We start from the raw sequence: 14,921 nt of genomic DNA, 5'->3' as shown, positions 1-14,921 counted from the left end.
TCCCGAGGCGGTCTTTACTGCGCAGATCCATGGCATAACTCGTTGATTTGTCGTAAGTCGCTGCCGGTCATCTGCTTGCAGCGGCGAGCTTCGTTCGTCCCATATGGATGTGACGAGGTTTCACCAGAAAAAGGAATCAGGCTTCTCATGGGCGAACTGGCCAAAGAAATCCTACCGGTCAATATCGAAGACGAACTGAGACAGTCCTACCTCGACTACGCGATGAGCGTCATTGTCGGGCGTGCACTGCCCGATGCGCGTGATGGCTTGAAGCCCGTGCATCGCCGCGTTCTGTTTGCGATGAGTGAACTGGGTAACGACTGGAACAAACCGTACAAGAAATCCGCCCGTGTGGTCGGTGACGTGATCGGTAAGTATCACCCCCACGGTGATACCGCGGTCTACGACACCATCGTCCGTATGGCCCAGCCGTTCTCGCTGCGCTACCTGCTGGTGGACGGCCAGGGCAACTTCGGTTCGGTGGACGGCGACAATGCCGCGGCCATGCGATACACCGAAGTGCGCATGACCAAGCTGGCGCACGAGCTGCTGGCAGACCTGCACAAGGAAACCGTCGACTGGGTGCCCAACTACGACGGCACCGAGCAGATTCCGGCGGTCATGCCGACCAAGATCCCGAACCTGCTGGTCAACGGCTCCAGCGGTATCGCCGTGGGCATGGCGACCAACATTCCGCCGCACAACCTCGGTGAAGTCATCGACGGTTGCCTGGCGCTGATCGACAACGCCGACATCACGGTCGATGAGCTGATGCAGTTCATCCCGGGGCCGGACTTCCCGACTGCCGCGATCATCAACGGTCGCCAGGGCATCATCGAGGCCTACCGTACCGGTCGCGGGCGCATCTACATGCGTGCCCGCTCGACGGTCGAGGACATCGACAAGGTCGGTGGCCGCCAGCAGATCGTGATCACCGAGCTGCCGTACCAGCTGAACAAGGCGCGGCTGATCGAGAAGATCGCCGAGCTGGTCAAGGAAAAGAAACTCGAGGGCATCACCGAGCTGCGCGACGAGTCCGACAAGGACGGCATGCGCATCGTCATCGAGCTGCGCCGTGGCGAAGTGCCGGAGGTGATCCTCAACAACCTCTACGCCCAGACCCAGCTGCAGGCCGTGTTCGGCATCAACATCGTGGCGCTGATCGACGGCCGTCCGCGGGTGCTGAACCTCAAGGACCTGCTCGAGGCGTTCGTGCGTCACCGCCGTGAGGTGGTCACCCGCCGTACCGTGTTCGAGCTGCGCAAGGCCCGTGAACGCGGTCATATCCTCGAGGGCCAGGCGGTCGCACTGTCCAACATCGACCCGGTCATCGCCCTGATCAAGGCTTCGCCGACGCCGTCCGAGGCCAAGGAAGCGCTGATCGGCACGCCGTGGGAGTCCAGCGCCGTGCAGGTGATGGTCGAGCGCGCCGGCGCCGATTCCTGCCGCCCGGAAACCCTCGACGAGCAGTACGGTCTGCGTGATGGCAAGTACTACCTTTCGCCCGAACAGGCCCAGGCCATCCTGGACCTGCGCCTGCACCGCCTGACCGGCCTGGAGCACGAGAAGCTGCTGGCCGAGTACCAGGAGATTCTCAAGCAGATCGGCGAGCTGATTCGCATCCTGAACAACGCCGAGCGCTTGATGGAAGTGATCCGCGAAGAGCTGGAGCTGATCCGCGCCGAATATGGCGACGTGCGCCGCACCGAGATTCTCGATGCACGCCTGGACCTGACCCTGGGTGACATGATCCCGGAAGAAGACCGCGTGGTGACTATCTCCCACGGCGGCTACGCCAAGACCCAGCCGCTGGCGGCCTACCAGGCCCAGCGCCGTGGCGGCAAGGGCAAGTCGGCCACCGGCGTCAAGGACGAGGACTACATCTCGCACCTGCTGGTCGCCAACAGCCACACCACGCTGCTGCTGTTCTCCAGCAAGGGCAAGGTGTACTGGCTCAAGACCTACGAAATCCCCGAGGCGTCGCGTGCCGCACGTGGCCGTCCGCTGGTGAACCTGCTGCCGCTGGGCGAGGGCGAGGTCATCACCACCATGCTGCCGGTGGAGGAATACACCGAAGGCCACTTCATCTTCATGGCCACCGCCAACGGCACCGTGAAGAAGACCCCGCTGGAGCAGTTCAGTCGTCAGCGCAGTGTCGGCCTGATCGCGCTGGAGCTGGACGAAGGCGACATCCTGATTTCCGCCTCCATCACCGATGGTGAGCGCGAGGTCATGCTGTTCTCCGATGCCGGCAAGGTCACCCGCTTCAAGGAGTCCGACGTGCGTGCCATGGGGCGTACCGCCCGCGGTGTGCGCGGCATGCGCCTGGCCGAGGGGCAGAAGCTGATTTCGATGATCATCCCCGAAGAAGGCAGCCAGATCCTCACAGCTTCCGAGCGTGGTTTCGGCAAGCGTACCGCCATCGCCGAGTTCCCCGAGTACAAGCGTGGTGGCCAGGGCGTCATCGCCATGGTCAGCAACGATCGCAACGGCCGTCTGGTCGGTGCGGTACAGGTGCAGGAAGGCGAGGAGATCATGCTGATTTCCGACCAGGGCACCCTGGTGCGTACCCGTGTCGGCGAAGTCTCCAGCCTGGGCCGCAATACCCAGGGCGTGACGCTCATCAAGCTGGCCAGCGACGAGACCCTGGTGGGTCTGGAGCGAGTGCAGGAGCCGTCCGACGAGGAAGACGACGAAGACTTCGTGGCGGATGCCGAGGCTGACGTGGACGCCGGCGAAGGGTCGCCACTGGACGCTGCAGCTGACGAAGAGACGCCGCAGGAATAAATTGTAGTAGCGCAACCTATGGGAGCGGCTGTGGGGGCGGGCAGGCCCGCCACTGCGGTGTCTGCTCCCACAGACATCAAGAGCAGAGCGAGAGTGGATGTGAGCAAACGAGCCTTTAACTTCTGCGCAGGCCCTGCTGCGCTTCCTGAAGCTGTGCTGCAGCGTGCCCAGGCAGAAATGCTGAACTGGCGCGGCAAAGGCCTGTCGGTCATGGAGATGAGCCACCGTAGCGACGACTACGTGGCCATTGCCGAGAAGGCCGAGCAGGACCTGCGCGACCTGATGTCCATCCCCTCCAACTACAAGGTGCTGTTCCTGCAGGGCGGCGCCAGCCAGCAGTTTGCCGAGATCCCGTTGAACCTGCTGCCCGAGGGCGGTACGGCCGACTACATCGAGACCGGCATCTGGTCGAAAAAGGCGATCGAGGAAGCGCGTCGCTATGGCAACATCAATGTCGCCGCCAGCGCCAAGCCTTACGATTACCTGGCCATCCCGGGTCAGAACGAGTGGAACCTGACCAAGGACGCCGCCTACCTGCATTACGCCTCGAACGAGACCATCGGTGGTCTGGAGTTCGACTGGGTGCCGCAGACCGGTGACGTGCCGCTGGTGGTGGACATGTCCTCGGACATCCTCTCGCGTCCGGTCGACGTGTCGCAGTTCGGTCTGATCTACGCCGGTGCGCAGAAGAACATCGGCCCCAGCGGCCTGGTGGTGGTGATCGTGCGTGAAGACCTGCTGGGCCGTGCCCGCAGCAGCTGCCCGACCATGCTCGACTACAAGGTCGCGGCCGACAACGGCTCGATGTACAACACCCCGGCAACCTATTCCTGGTACCTCTCGGGCCTGGTGTTCGAGTGGCTCAAGGAGCAGGGCGGTGTCGCTGCCATGGAGCAGCGCAACCGCGCCAAGAAGGACCGCCTGTACGGCTTCATCGACAAGAGCGACTTCTATACCAACCCGATCAGCAGCAATGCCCGTTCCTGGATGAACGTGCCGTTCCGCCTGGCCGACGAGCGCCTGGACAAGGCGTTCCTGGCGGGCGCCGACGAGCGTGGCCTGCTCAACCTCAAGGGTCACCGTTCGGTGGGCGGCATGCGTGCCTCGATCTACAACGCCCTGGGCCTGGATGCCGTGGAGGCACTGGTGGCCTACATGGGTGAATTCGAGAAGGAACACGCCTGATGTCCGAACAGGAACTCAAGGCCCTGCGCGTGCGCATCGACAGCCTCGACGAGAAGATCCTCGAGTTGATCAGCGACCGTGCGCGCTGCGCCCAGGAAGTCGCCCGGGTTAAGACTGCGACCCTGGCAGAAGGCGAGGTGCCGGTGTTCTACCGGCCCGAGCGCGAGGCGCAGGTGCTCAAGCGCGTGATGGAGCGCAACAAGGGCCCGCTGGGCAACGAGGAAATGGCCCGGCTGTTCCGTGAAATCATGTCGTCGTGCCTGGCGCTGGAGCAGCCGCTCAAGGTCGCCTACCTGGGGCCTGAGGGTACCTTTACCCAGGCCGCAGCCATGAAGCACTTCGGCCATGCCGTGATCAGCAAGCCGATGGCGGCCATCGACGAGGTATTCCGCGAAGTGGTCGCCGGCGCGGTCAATTTCGGCGTGGTGCCTGTGGAAAACTCCACCGAAGGTGCGGTCAACCACACCCTGGACAGCTTCCTCGAGCACGACATGGTGATCTGCGGCGAAGTCGAGCTGCGCATTCACCACCACCTGCTGGTGGGCGAGAATACCAAGACCGACAGCATTAGCCGTATCTACTCCCACGCCCAGTCGCTGGCCCAATGCCGCAAGTGGCTGGATGCTCATTATCCGAACGTCGAGCGGGTGGCGGTATCGAGCAATGCCGAAGCTGCCAAGCGGGTCAAGGGCGAGTGGAATTCGGCGGCGATCGCCGGTGACATGGCGGCTGGCCTGTACGGTCTGACACGCCTGGCGGAGAAAATCGAAGACCGTCCGGACAATGCCACGCGCTTCCTGATGATCGGCAACCAGGAAGTGCCACCGACCGGTGATGACAAGACCTCGATCATCGTTTCGATGAGCAACAAGCCGGGTGCGTTGCACGAACTGCTGGTACCGTTCCATGAGAACGGCATCGACCTGACCCGCATCGAGACCCGTCCGTCGCGCAGCGGCAAGTGGACCTACGTGTTCTTCATCGACTTCGTCGGCCACCATCGTGACCCGTTGATCAAGGCGGTGCTGGAGCAGATCAGCCAGGAGGCGGTGGCCCTGAAGGTACTGGGCTCGTATCCGAAGGCGGTGCTCTGAGGTATGCCAATGCGTGATGTTCTGAACAGGGTCCTGCTCCGTGGTTGAAGTCGTAAAGCAAGGCGGGCCCGTCATTGGCCGGCTGGTGGTGGTGGGCCTGGGCCTGATTGGCGGCTCGTTCGCCAAGGGCCTGCGTGAAAGTGGCCTGTGCCGCGAGGTGGTCGGTGTCGACCTGGACCCGCAGTCGCGCAAGCTGGCGGTCGAGCTGGGTGTGGTCGACCGTTGTGAAGAGGACCTGGCTGCGGCCTGTGTCGGGGCTGACGTGATCCAGCTGGCGGTGCCGATCCTGGCCATGGAAAAGCTCCTGGCGCGCCTGGCGCAGCTTGACCTGGGTGCAGCGGTGCTGACTGATGTGGGCAGCGCCAAGGGCAACGTGGTGCGTGCTGCGCGCGAAGCCTTTGCCGAGAAACTGCCGCGTTTCGTACCTGGCCATCCGATCGCGGGCTCCGAGCAGAGTGGGGTGGAGGCCTCCAATGCCGCCCTGTTCCGTCGCCACAAGGTGATTCTCACGCCGTTGGCAGAAACCGATCCGGCCGCCCTGGCGCTGGTCGATCGCCTATGGCGTGCACTGGATGCCGATGTCGAGCACATGCAGGTGGAGCGCCACGACGAAGTGCTGGCGGCAACCAGTCATCTGCCGCATCTGCTGGCTTTCGGCCTGGTCGATTCGCTGGCCAAGCGCAATGAAAACCTCGATATCTTCCGTTACGCTGCCGGTGGGTTCCGCGATTTCACAAGAATCGCCGGAAGCGACCCGGTCATGTGGCATGACATCTTCCTCGCCAATCGCGAGGCTGTCCTGCGCACACTGGATACATTTCGCAGCGACCTCGACGCCTTGCGCGACGCGGTCGATGCAGGGGATGGGCACCAGCTGCTGGGCGTTTTCACCCGCGCCCGGGTTGCCCGCGAGCATTTCAGTAAAATCCTGGCCCGTCGGGCCTATGTGGACGCTATGAACTCCAACGACCTGATTTTCCTGGCACAACCTGGTGGCCGCCTGTCCGGCCGTATTCGCGTACCAGGCGACAAATCGATTTCTCACCGCTCGATCATGCTCGGCTCCCTGGCCGAAGGCACCACCGAGGTGGAAGGCTTCCTCGAGGGTGAGGATGCGCTGGCGACCCTGCAGGCGTTCCGCGACATGGGCGTGGTCATCGAAGGCCCGCACCATGGTCGCGTGACCATTCACGGGGTGGGGCTCAATGGCCTCAAGCCGCCGCCTGGCCCGATCTACCTGGGCAACTCGGGTACCTCGATGCGCCTGCTGTCCGGCCTGCTGGCCGCGCAGCCGTTCGACACCGTGCTGACCGGCGATGCTTCGCTGTCCAAGCGCCCGATGAACCGTGTGGCCAACCCGCTGCGCGAAATGGGTGCGGTCATCGAGACCGCCGCCGAGGGCCGCCCGCCGATGACCATCCGCGGTGGCCATACGCTCAAGGCGCTGGATTACAAACTGCCGATGGCCAGTGCCCAGGTCAAATCCTGCCTGTTGCTGGCCGGCCTGTATGCCCAGGGCAAGACTACCGTCACCGAGCCTGCGCCTACCCGTGACCATACCGAGCGCATGCTGCGCGGTTTTGGCTACAGCGTGAGCGTCGATGGCCCTACCGCCTCGCTGGAGTCCGGTGGCAAGCTGACCGCCACCCACATCGAGGTGCCGGCCGATATCTCCTCGGCGGCCTTCTTCCTGGTCGCGGCCTCGATTGCCGAGGGTTCGGAGCTGGTACTGGAGCACGTCGGCATCAACCCGACCCGCACCGGTGTCATCGACATTCTGCAACTGATGGGCGGCGATATCACCCTGGAAAACCAGCGTGAAGTCGGCGGCGAGCCGGTAGCCGACCTGCGAGTGCGCGGCGCCAGGCTCAAGGGTATCGAGATTCCGGAGCACCTGGTGCCCCTGGCGATCGACGAGTTCCCGGTGCTGTTCGTGGCTGCGGCCTGTGCCGAAGGGCGTACCGTGCTGCGCGGCGCCGAAGAGCTGCGGGTGAAGGAGTCGGATCGCATCCAGGTCATGGCCGACGGCCTGCTGGCGCTGGGCGTGAAGTGCGAACCTACCCCGGACGGCATCATCATCGACGGCGGCAGCATCGGTGGTGGCGAAGTGCATGGGCATGGCGACCACCGTATCTCCATGGCCTTCAGTGTCGCCTCGCTGCGCGCTTGCGCGCCGATTCGCATCCATGACTGTGCCAACGTTGCCACCTCGTTCCCCAACTTCCTCGCGCTGTGTGCCGAAGTCGGCATCCGCGTAGCTGAAGAGGGCAAGTCGTGAACGCGCTGGCACCGGTCATCACCATCGACGGGCCTAGCGGTTCTGGCAAGGGTACCGTTGCCGGCATGCTGGCCCGCGAGCTGGGCTGGAAGCTGCTGGATTCCGGTGCTCTGTACCGCCTCCTGGCATTCGCCGCCGGCAACCACGGTGTCGACCTGACCAATGAAGAACTGCTGGTCAAGCTGGCCGCCCATCTGGACGTGCAGTTCATCGCCGCCGAGCCGGGCAAGTTGCAGCAGATCATCCTCGAGGGGGATGATGTGAGCAATGTGATCCGTACCGAAACCGTGGGCGCTGGCGCATCGATGGTGGCTTCGCTGCCGGCGGTGCGTGATGCGCTGCTGCAGCGCCAGCGGGCGTTTCAGGAGTCGCCCGGCCTGATCGCCGATGGGCGCGACATGGGGACGGTGGTGTTTCCAGGCGCGCCCTTGAAGATTTTCCTCACGGCCAGCGCCGAGGAGCGGGCGCGTCGTCGTTACTTGCAGTTGAAGGGCAAGGGCGATGATGTTAGTCTGTCGAGTCTGCTAGATGAGATACGTGCGCGTGATGAGCGCGACACCCAGCGCGCAGTGGCCCCGCTCAAGCCGGCGGCCGATGCAATCCAGCTGGATTCCACGGAATTGTCCATCGAACAGGTGTTGCAACGCATCAGAAGCGAGATCGCACTTCGCGATATCGCCTGATACAGGGCGGCATGCAGGGGCACCAGTCAACGTCCTGCAGGCCTTCCCTTTATATGAACGAAACCCACATTGTCTGGAATGTGGCTGATGGGCGTATGTCTCGCCCTAATCTACAGGAATTAAAATGAGCGAAAGCTTTGCAGAACTCTTTGAAGAAAGCCTGAAAACCCTCAACCTTCAACCAGGTGCGATCATCACCGGTATCGTTGTCGATATCGACGGTGACTGGGTTACTGTCCACGCCGGTCTGAAGTCCGAGGGCGTCATCCCGCTCGAGCAGTTCTACAACGAAGCTGGCGAGCTGACCATCAAGGTCGGTGACGAAGTTCACGTTGCGCTGGACGCGGTCGAAGACGGCTTTGGCGAAACCAAGCTGTCCCGTGAAAAAGCCAAGCGCGCCGAGTGCTGGATTGTTCTGGAAGCAGCTTTCGCCGCCGAAGAAGTGGTCAAGGGCGTTATCAACGGTAAGGTTAAAGGCGGCTTCACTGTCGACGTTAACGGTATCCGTGCGTTCCTGCCGGGCTCCCTGGTTGATGTCCGCCCAGTGCGCGACACCACCCACCTCGAAGGCAAAGAGCTGGAATTCAAGGTCATCAAGCTGGACCAGAAGCGCAACAACGTTGTCGTTTCCCGTCGCAGTGTCCTGGAAGCCGAAAACAGCGCCGAGCGCGAAGCTCTGCTGGAATCGCTGCAGGAAGGCCAGCAAGTCAAAGGTATCGTCAAGAACCTCACCGACTACGGCGCATTCGTTGACCTGGGCGGCGTTGATGGCCTGCTGCACATCACCGACATGGCCTGGAAGCGTATCAAGCACCCGTCGGAAATCGTCAACGTTGGCGACGAGATCGACGTCAAGGTACTGAAGTACGATCGTGAGCGTAACCGCGTTTCGCTGGGCCTGAAGCAACTGGGCGAAGACCCATGGGTTGCTATCAAGGCACGTTACCCAGAAAGCACCCGCGTCATGGCGCGCGTCACCAACCTGACCGACTACGGCTGCTTCGCAGAGCTGGAAGAAGGCGTGGAAGGCCTGGTACACGTTTCCGAAATGGACTGGACCAACAAGAACATCCACCCTTCGAAAGTCGTACAAGTCGGCGACGAAGTGGAAGTCATGGTTCTGGACATCGACGAAGAGCGTCGTCGTATCTCCCTGGGCATCAAGCAGTGCAAGTCGAACCCATGGGAAGACTTCTCTGGCCAGTTCAACAAGGGCGACAAGATCTCCGGCACCATCAAGTCGATCACCGATTTCGGTATCTTCATTGGTCTGGACGGCGGCATCGACGGTCTGGTTCACCTGTCCGACATCTCCTGGAACGAAGTGGGCGAAGAAGCCGTACGTCGCTTCAAGAAGGGCGACGAACTGGACACCGTCATCCTGTCGGTTGACCCAGAGCGCGAGCGTATCTCCCTGGGTATCAAGCAACTGGAAGACGATCCGTTCTCCAACTACGTTGCTGTCAACGACAAAGGCGCTATCGTAAAAGGTATCGTTAAAGAAGTTGACGCCAAGGGCGCTATCATCACCCTGGCCGACGATATCGAAGCCACTCTGAAAGCTTCCGAAATCAGCCGTGACCGCGTTGAAGACGCGCGTAACGTCCTGAAGGAAGGCGAAGAAGTTGAAGCCAAGATCATCAGCGTTGACCGCAAGAGCCGCGTAATCAACCTCTCCATCAAGTCGAAAGACGATGCTGAAGAGAAAGAAGCAATCCAGAGCCTGAAAGCCGCTCCGGAAGCTGCCGCCGATACCACCATGGCTGCACTGCTGCGCGAAGCAATGGCCAAACAGAACTGAGTTCTGCTTGATCATTAAAAAGGGCGACTTCGGTCGCCCTTTTTTGTGCCTGCGATTCATGCCTGTTTGCCGATGAGTCTGCAGGGGGGCCCATGCCTTCCTGTGTTCCGCCAGGGCGGATTCGTCCACGTCAGGGCGAAGCAAATGCGCCAATCCCTTGCCCCGCCTCACCTGCGGGCAGCGGCACTCACTTGTCACCCTTGTGTGCAAATCTTGAAAATTTTATTAAGTCAAGAACCACCCTGTTCAAATCAGCTAGGGCGTGCTACAAACAGAATAAGCAATGATCTAGCTGCTTGATAAAGAAGGGAAAAATATGACGAAGTCGGAGCTGATCGAACGTATTGTCACCCATCAAGGGCTGCTTTCATCGAAGGATGTGGAGCTGGCCATCAAGACCATGCTTGAGCAGATGTCCCAGTGCCTGGCTACAGGGGATCGAATCGAGATCCGCGGCTTTGGCAGCTTCTCGCTGCATTACCGGGCGCCGCGCCTGGGTCGTAACCCGAAGACGGGGCAGTCGGTGAGTCTGGACGGCAAGTTCGTGCCGCATTTCAAGCCCGGTAAAGAGTTGCGTGATCGGGTCAACGATGAGGAGGAGGGCGCATGATGGCCGCTGAGCAAGGAGCAAGTCATGCGTAACCTCAAGCGTGTAGTGCTGGCGCTGGTGGTGCTGGCCGTTGCGGCGGTGGTGCTGCTGTTTGTGCTGGAGAACCAGCAGTCGGTGGCATTGGTGCTGTTTGGGTGGGCTGCGCCGGCGTTGCCCGTTGCGGTGATTGTGCTGGTTGCGCTATTGATGGGGCTCGCTGTAGGCCCACTGTTGGGAATGTACATTGCCCTGCGCGTCAAAGGCCGTGTTCGCCGCTCCAGTGTCTGAGGTCAGCCCGATTTCAGCTAGCGGAGTAATGGAGAGCACTAAAAATAGGGCTTTTCCTACAACTGTCCCCTCAGATTCTGGCAACGTGCCCGCACGATTCTGTGGAGTAATAGCGCTCCATAAACACGCATGGAACGGGCTCGTATGGTTTTTCCCGCTATTACACACCGCGGCGCCACCCAAGGCGTAACCGGCTCCTGTCACCAGCTTCATCTTAATGTTGCCCACAGCCTGCTGATCCATTGCGACCTGTTTCAGGGTGACAAGCCGAGCCCTGCCGCCAGCCTTGAAGTCGACTTCCCGGTCGAGGGCATCGAGGCCCTGTTGATCAGCCATGTTCACATCGACCATGTAGGGTGTATTCCCTAACTGCTCGCCCCGGGTTTCAATGGCCCGATCATCTGCAGCCAGCCTTCTGCCAGGCAGTTGCCGCTGGTGTTGGAAGATACTTTCAAACTCGGCGTTACCCTTGACCAGAACACGGTAGACCACTACCTCAAGCACGTAGAGGAAGCCATCATTGCCGTGGCTTACGACCAATGGCATGCGCTCATCAGTTCCCCGGAGCTGCTCTGCAATATCTGCCTTCAGCGTGCGGGGCATGTGCAGGGGGCTGCTTGCATCGAGTGTGATATCGACACACCGTTGTTGCATCCGCCTAAATCGCCAGAGCGCGCCGACATCCTGGTGCTGGAAATTACCTACGGCGACCGCCTGCATGAAGACCACACTCACCGCCAGCAACGGCTCGAGCAGGCAACAGATCAGGCCTTGGCTGACCATGGCACCTTCCTCATTCCGGCATTCAGTGCCGGCCGTACCCAAGAACTGCTCTACGAAATCGAAGACATCCTCCATCGCAAGGCGCTACTGCCTGCCGAGCCTTGCACGGGCGAGCGGTAGCGCCGTAAGGGCTGTACATCGACTGGCCACATGCCCATCACCTTGACTCGCCGCTGGCCAGCCGATTCACCCAGGCCTACCGTGAACTCAACGACTTCTGGAACGATAAGGCCGAACAACGCCATAGCAAGGGGCGAAAACCTACGCGCTTCAGGCAACTGATCACCTTCGACAGCCATGTTCAGCACCAGAAAACCGTCAACTACCTGGCGAGCACCGGCAGGCCTGCTATCGTCATTGCAGGCAACGGTATTTGCTCAGGCGGGCGAATCAACAACTACCTCAAGGCCATACTCGGCGTCCCGCGGTATCAAGTGCTATTCGTGGGCTATCAGGCTGGGGGCGCTCCGGGCGCGAACATTCAGGCCAGCGAGGGCGTCGAAGGCTTTGCGATGATTGACCTTGATGGAGAGATGTACGAAATCAATTCGGCCCACGCCGACCAAAAAGGCCTAGGGATGCTCCGATCAACTTGCCGAAAAGCGGCGGCAGGCCAAACATTCTCCGGCGCGTACCGCTGTTTGCCGAAAGAAAGTCCCATGCACAGCGTTTTGAGGGCTTTGTCGCCCGGTCTTCCGTGTTACGCGCGTAACTCGCCCATACCCATCAGCTGCTTTCGAGCCATCCATAGGTTCGACAGAGCGAACAGCGTGGTCAACTGAGCCGTGTTCTTCATCAGCCCTCGAAAGCGCACTTTCACGTAACCAAATTGCCGTTTGATCACCCGAAACGGATGCTCAACCTTGGCCCGTGTCTGAGCTTTGCAGTACTCAATTTTGCGCTTGGCTTTGTAAAGCAGGCTGCGTTTGTTCAGCTTGGAATACGTGCTGCGGCGCGCGGCGACTTGCCAGATCACCTCACGATTTTCATGCTCTTCGCGCTTCTCGACACCGGTGTACCCGGCGTCTGCATACACCGCGTTTTCTTCGCCATGCAACAGCTCGGCGACCTGTGTGACATCGGCCACATTGGCTGCGGTGCCATGGACGTGATGAACCAGGCCGGACTCAGCATCGACGCCGATATGAGCCTTCATCCCGAAAAAATACTGATTGCCTTTCTTGGTCTGATGCATCTCGGGATCGCGCTTGCCTTCTTCGTTCTTGGTCGAACTTGGGGCATGAATAATGGTGGCATCAACGATGGTGCCCTGGCGCAACGACAGGCCTTTCTCCTGCAAGTAACCGTTGATGACCGCAAGGATCGCAGGTGCGAGTTGATGCTTCTCCAGCAAGTGCCGGAAGTTCATGATCGTGGTGTCTTCGGGGATCGGCGCGCTCAGCGTCAGGCGTGCGAACTGGCGCATAGGCGTGATTTCGTAGAGCGCTTCTTCCATGGCCGGATCGCTCAGGGAGAACCAGTTCTGCAACAGATGGATGCGCAGCATGGTTTCCAGCGGGTAGGGTTTTCTACCGCCGCCGGCCTTGGGATAGAACGGCTCGATCAGCCCCAGCAGCCCAGTCCAGGGCACGACCTGATCCATCTCGGCGAGGAAGCGTTCGCGGCGTGTCTGCTTGCGCTTGCCGGCATATTCGAAGTCGGAAAAGCTCATCTGGCTCATGGGTGGCTCGGATCAGGAGGTCAGGCGTATTTCAGCACATTTGGGGACTTGATCGGAGAATCCCTAGTGGATTTCGTCACCGGAATACAACAGTGGCCTGAAAGGGTGCTGTTGGTTCACGGAGAGAAGGGGGCCAAGGCCGCATTGGCGTGCCATTACGAGCAAAGAAAGGCACTTTCGGTGGAAATACCCGCATAAAGTCCCAAGGTGACTAGCGTTACTGCTAGATATTATCATTAATGATATGCAGTTCTTTTGACGATCGGCAGCCAGTTGAAATGAACTTCACTTCATCTGGCGAGTCGTATTTATCTATATTTTTCTGACATGGAACAGTTGTAAATAGCGCGCAAAATAGCGGGGCCTTACTGTGGTACCAGGAGATAAAACCGAGCGCTAAGGTCAGAAACAAGCAAGGTAAAAGGCAGTTCTACAAGTCATGGCTTATTGCCATATTCCTGTCATTTTCAGCTCGCGAGTACTCTAAACGTTTTAGGAGTTGATATCACAACTCATTTACAATGTGGATCCAGGAAAAAGAATAAATGGCCCAAGACTGCGAACGCTTGATCGCATCCGATGACATCGACCTAATTGAGCTGATCAAAGGCTTATGGCAGCAGAAAATGCTGATTATGGTCACGACCGCCGTGATTTTTCTGTCAGCCCTTGCCTATGCGCTTCTGGCAAGGCCTGCTTATGAGGCCAAGGTATTCGTCCAGCCCCCGACGCAGAATGACATCGCACACTTCAACTATGGGCGCGGCCCCGACACCGGGCTAGACACGCTTACGGTCAAGGATATCTACGATGTCTACGTGAAGCACCTGCAGTCCGAGTCGCTGCGCCGTAGCTTTTTCCAGACCGCCTACCTTCCTACGCTCACAGAGCAGGAGCGCAAAAGTTCTCAGGACCTCTTGTACAGTGATTTCAACAAGCTACTGGTTGTGGCGGTCGCCGCCAAGGACACTCCGACGCGCTTTGCCATTACCGCGAACGTTTACAGCCCGCAGCAGGCTGCCGAATGGGTGACGAAGTATGCCCAGTTGGCAGGAGAGCGCGCCAAGCAGGAAGTGCTCAAGAACATCAAAAGCGATGCCACGGTGAAGGCCAACAACCTGCAGCGGCAAATCCTGACCGCGCAGGAAACCTCGCGCAAGCAACGCGAAGATGACATCGTGCAATTGAAAGAGGCGCTTCTGGTTGCAAAGTCCATTGGCCTGGAAAAGCCGCCGATCATTTTCGGTAACCTCTCTACTGAAGTATCTTCGGGTATGGAAGGTTCGCTGACCTACATGCGTGGCAGCAAGGCACTGGAGGCAGAAATTGAAAACCTGCAGAAGCGCCAGTCCGATGACCCGTTTATTCAGAATCTTCGCCAGCAACAGGCTGCCTTGACGTTTTATCGCAACCTGAGCATCGACCCTGCGTTGGTTGCGGCTTACCGGCAGGACGGTGTGGTAGAGCTGCCAGACAAGCCGGTAAAACCCAAGAAGCTACTGATTGTGCTGCTCGGCCTGGTTGCAGGTGTTGTGGTGGGTGTGGGGTTGGCCTTGATGCGCCACTTGTTCCGGCAAGCGCTCAGGCAGAGGCCCTCCTCATTGGCGGGAACCTGAACGAGAGTCGTTAGCGTTACTGGGTTTCAAGGGTGGTCCGCTTTTACAGAAGCTGTCACAATGCCGCCTTGCGTCGTCTGACGACAGGGAGTGTTCGAGAATCGTAGTCGGCAGCGATGACGATGGACGTTTTATG

General features: G+C 59.9%; 13 protein-coding genes. 12 read left to right on the top strand and 1 reads right to left on the bottom strand.

What is annotated here, in order from left to right; genetic code table 11:
* The first annotated feature begins 147 nt into the window (after positions 1–147).
* The 11 genes from gyrA (at position 148) to KH389_RS27605 (ending at position 12,270) form a co-directional block, all read left to right on the top strand.
* Positions 148–2,787, top strand: a complete 2,640-nt coding sequence (gyrA, locus tag KH389_RS19880; RefSeq protein WP_054915857.1) for a DNA gyrase subunit A — start codon at positions 148–150, stop codon at positions 2,785–2,787.
* Between the two features lie 99 nt (positions 2,788–2,886).
* Positions 2,887–3,972: a 3-phosphoserine/phosphohydroxythreonine transaminase gene (gene serC / locus KH389_RS19875; RefSeq protein WP_043862751.1), complete on the top strand. Its 1,086-nt coding sequence runs from the start codon at positions 2,887–2,889 to the stop codon at positions 3,970–3,972.
* A complete protein-coding gene (pheA, locus tag KH389_RS19870; protein ID WP_043862677.1) occupies positions 3,972–5,066 on the top strand; it encodes a prephenate dehydratase in 1,095 nt (364 codons plus the stop codon). Before serC ends, pheA begins: the two co-directional genes overlap by 1 nt.
* Positions 5,067–5,106: 40 nt before the next feature.
* On the top strand, positions 5,107–7,344 hold the full coding sequence (locus KH389_RS19865; protein WP_043862678.1) for a bifunctional prephenate dehydrogenase/3-phosphoshikimate 1-carboxyvinyltransferase: 2,238 nt from the start codon (positions 5,107–5,109) through the stop codon (positions 7,342–7,344).
* A 65-nt stretch (positions 7,345–7,409) separates the two neighbouring features.
* Positions 7,410–8,027: a (d)CMP kinase gene (cmk, locus tag KH389_RS19860; protein ID WP_420831975.1), complete on the top strand. Its 618-nt coding sequence runs from the start codon at positions 7,410–7,412 to the stop codon at positions 8,025–8,027.
* A gap of 124 nt (positions 8,028–8,151) precedes the next feature.
* Entirely contained in the window at positions 8,152–9,828 is a 1,677-nt protein-coding gene (rpsA, locus tag KH389_RS19855) for a 30S ribosomal protein S1 (protein WP_043862680.1), read from the top strand.
* A gap of 316 nt (positions 9,829–10,144) precedes the next feature.
* Positions 10,145–10,438, top strand: coding sequence for an integration host factor subunit beta (gene ihfB / locus KH389_RS19850; RefSeq protein WP_043862681.1), 294 nt, complete (start codon positions 10,145–10,147; stop codon positions 10,436–10,438).
* A gap of 24 nt (positions 10,439–10,462) precedes the next feature.
* Positions 10,463–10,705, top strand: a complete 243-nt coding sequence (locus tag KH389_RS19845; RefSeq protein WP_058541036.1) for a lipopolysaccharide assembly protein LapA domain-containing protein — start codon at positions 10,463–10,465, stop codon at positions 10,703–10,705.
* A 144-nt stretch (positions 10,706–10,849) separates the two neighbouring features.
* Positions 10,850–11,074: an MBL fold metallo-hydrolase gene (locus KH389_RS27615; protein WP_338053197.1), complete on the top strand. Its 225-nt coding sequence runs from the start codon at positions 10,850–10,852 to the stop codon at positions 11,072–11,074.
* 66 nt (positions 11,075–11,140) lie between these two features.
* Entirely contained in the window at positions 11,141–11,608 is a 468-nt protein-coding gene (locus KH389_RS27610) for an MBL fold metallo-hydrolase (RefSeq protein ID WP_338053196.1), read from the top strand.
* Positions 11,609–11,619: 11 nt separating this feature from the next.
* A complete protein-coding gene (locus KH389_RS27605; protein ID WP_338053213.1) occupies positions 11,620–12,270 on the top strand; it encodes a hypothetical protein in 651 nt (216 codons plus the stop codon).
* On the opposite strand, the gene KH389_RS19835 is transcribed toward KH389_RS27605, so the two are convergent.
* A complete protein-coding gene (locus KH389_RS19835; RefSeq protein WP_213605882.1) occupies positions 12,189–13,169 on the bottom strand; it encodes an IS5 family transposase in 981 nt (326 codons plus the stop codon). The genes KH389_RS27605 and KH389_RS19835 overlap by 82 nt on opposite strands.
* A gap of 545 nt (positions 13,170–13,714) precedes the next feature.
* Between KH389_RS19835 and KH389_RS19830 the strand changes: the two genes are divergently transcribed.
* Complete coding sequence (locus tag KH389_RS19830) at positions 13,715–14,785, top strand: LPS O-antigen chain length determinant protein WzzB (protein ID WP_100634474.1); 1,071 nt, start codon at positions 13,715–13,717, stop codon at positions 14,783–14,785.
* The last annotated feature ends 136 nt before the right edge of the window (positions 14,786–14,921 follow it).

The organism is Pseudomonas qingdaonensis, assembly GCF_018398475.1.
In the GTDB taxonomy this organism is placed as follows: Bacteria; Pseudomonadota; Gammaproteobacteria; order Pseudomonadales; family Pseudomonadaceae; genus Aquipseudomonas; species Aquipseudomonas palmensis.
This window is presented reverse-complemented; position numbering and strand designations above follow the sequence as displayed.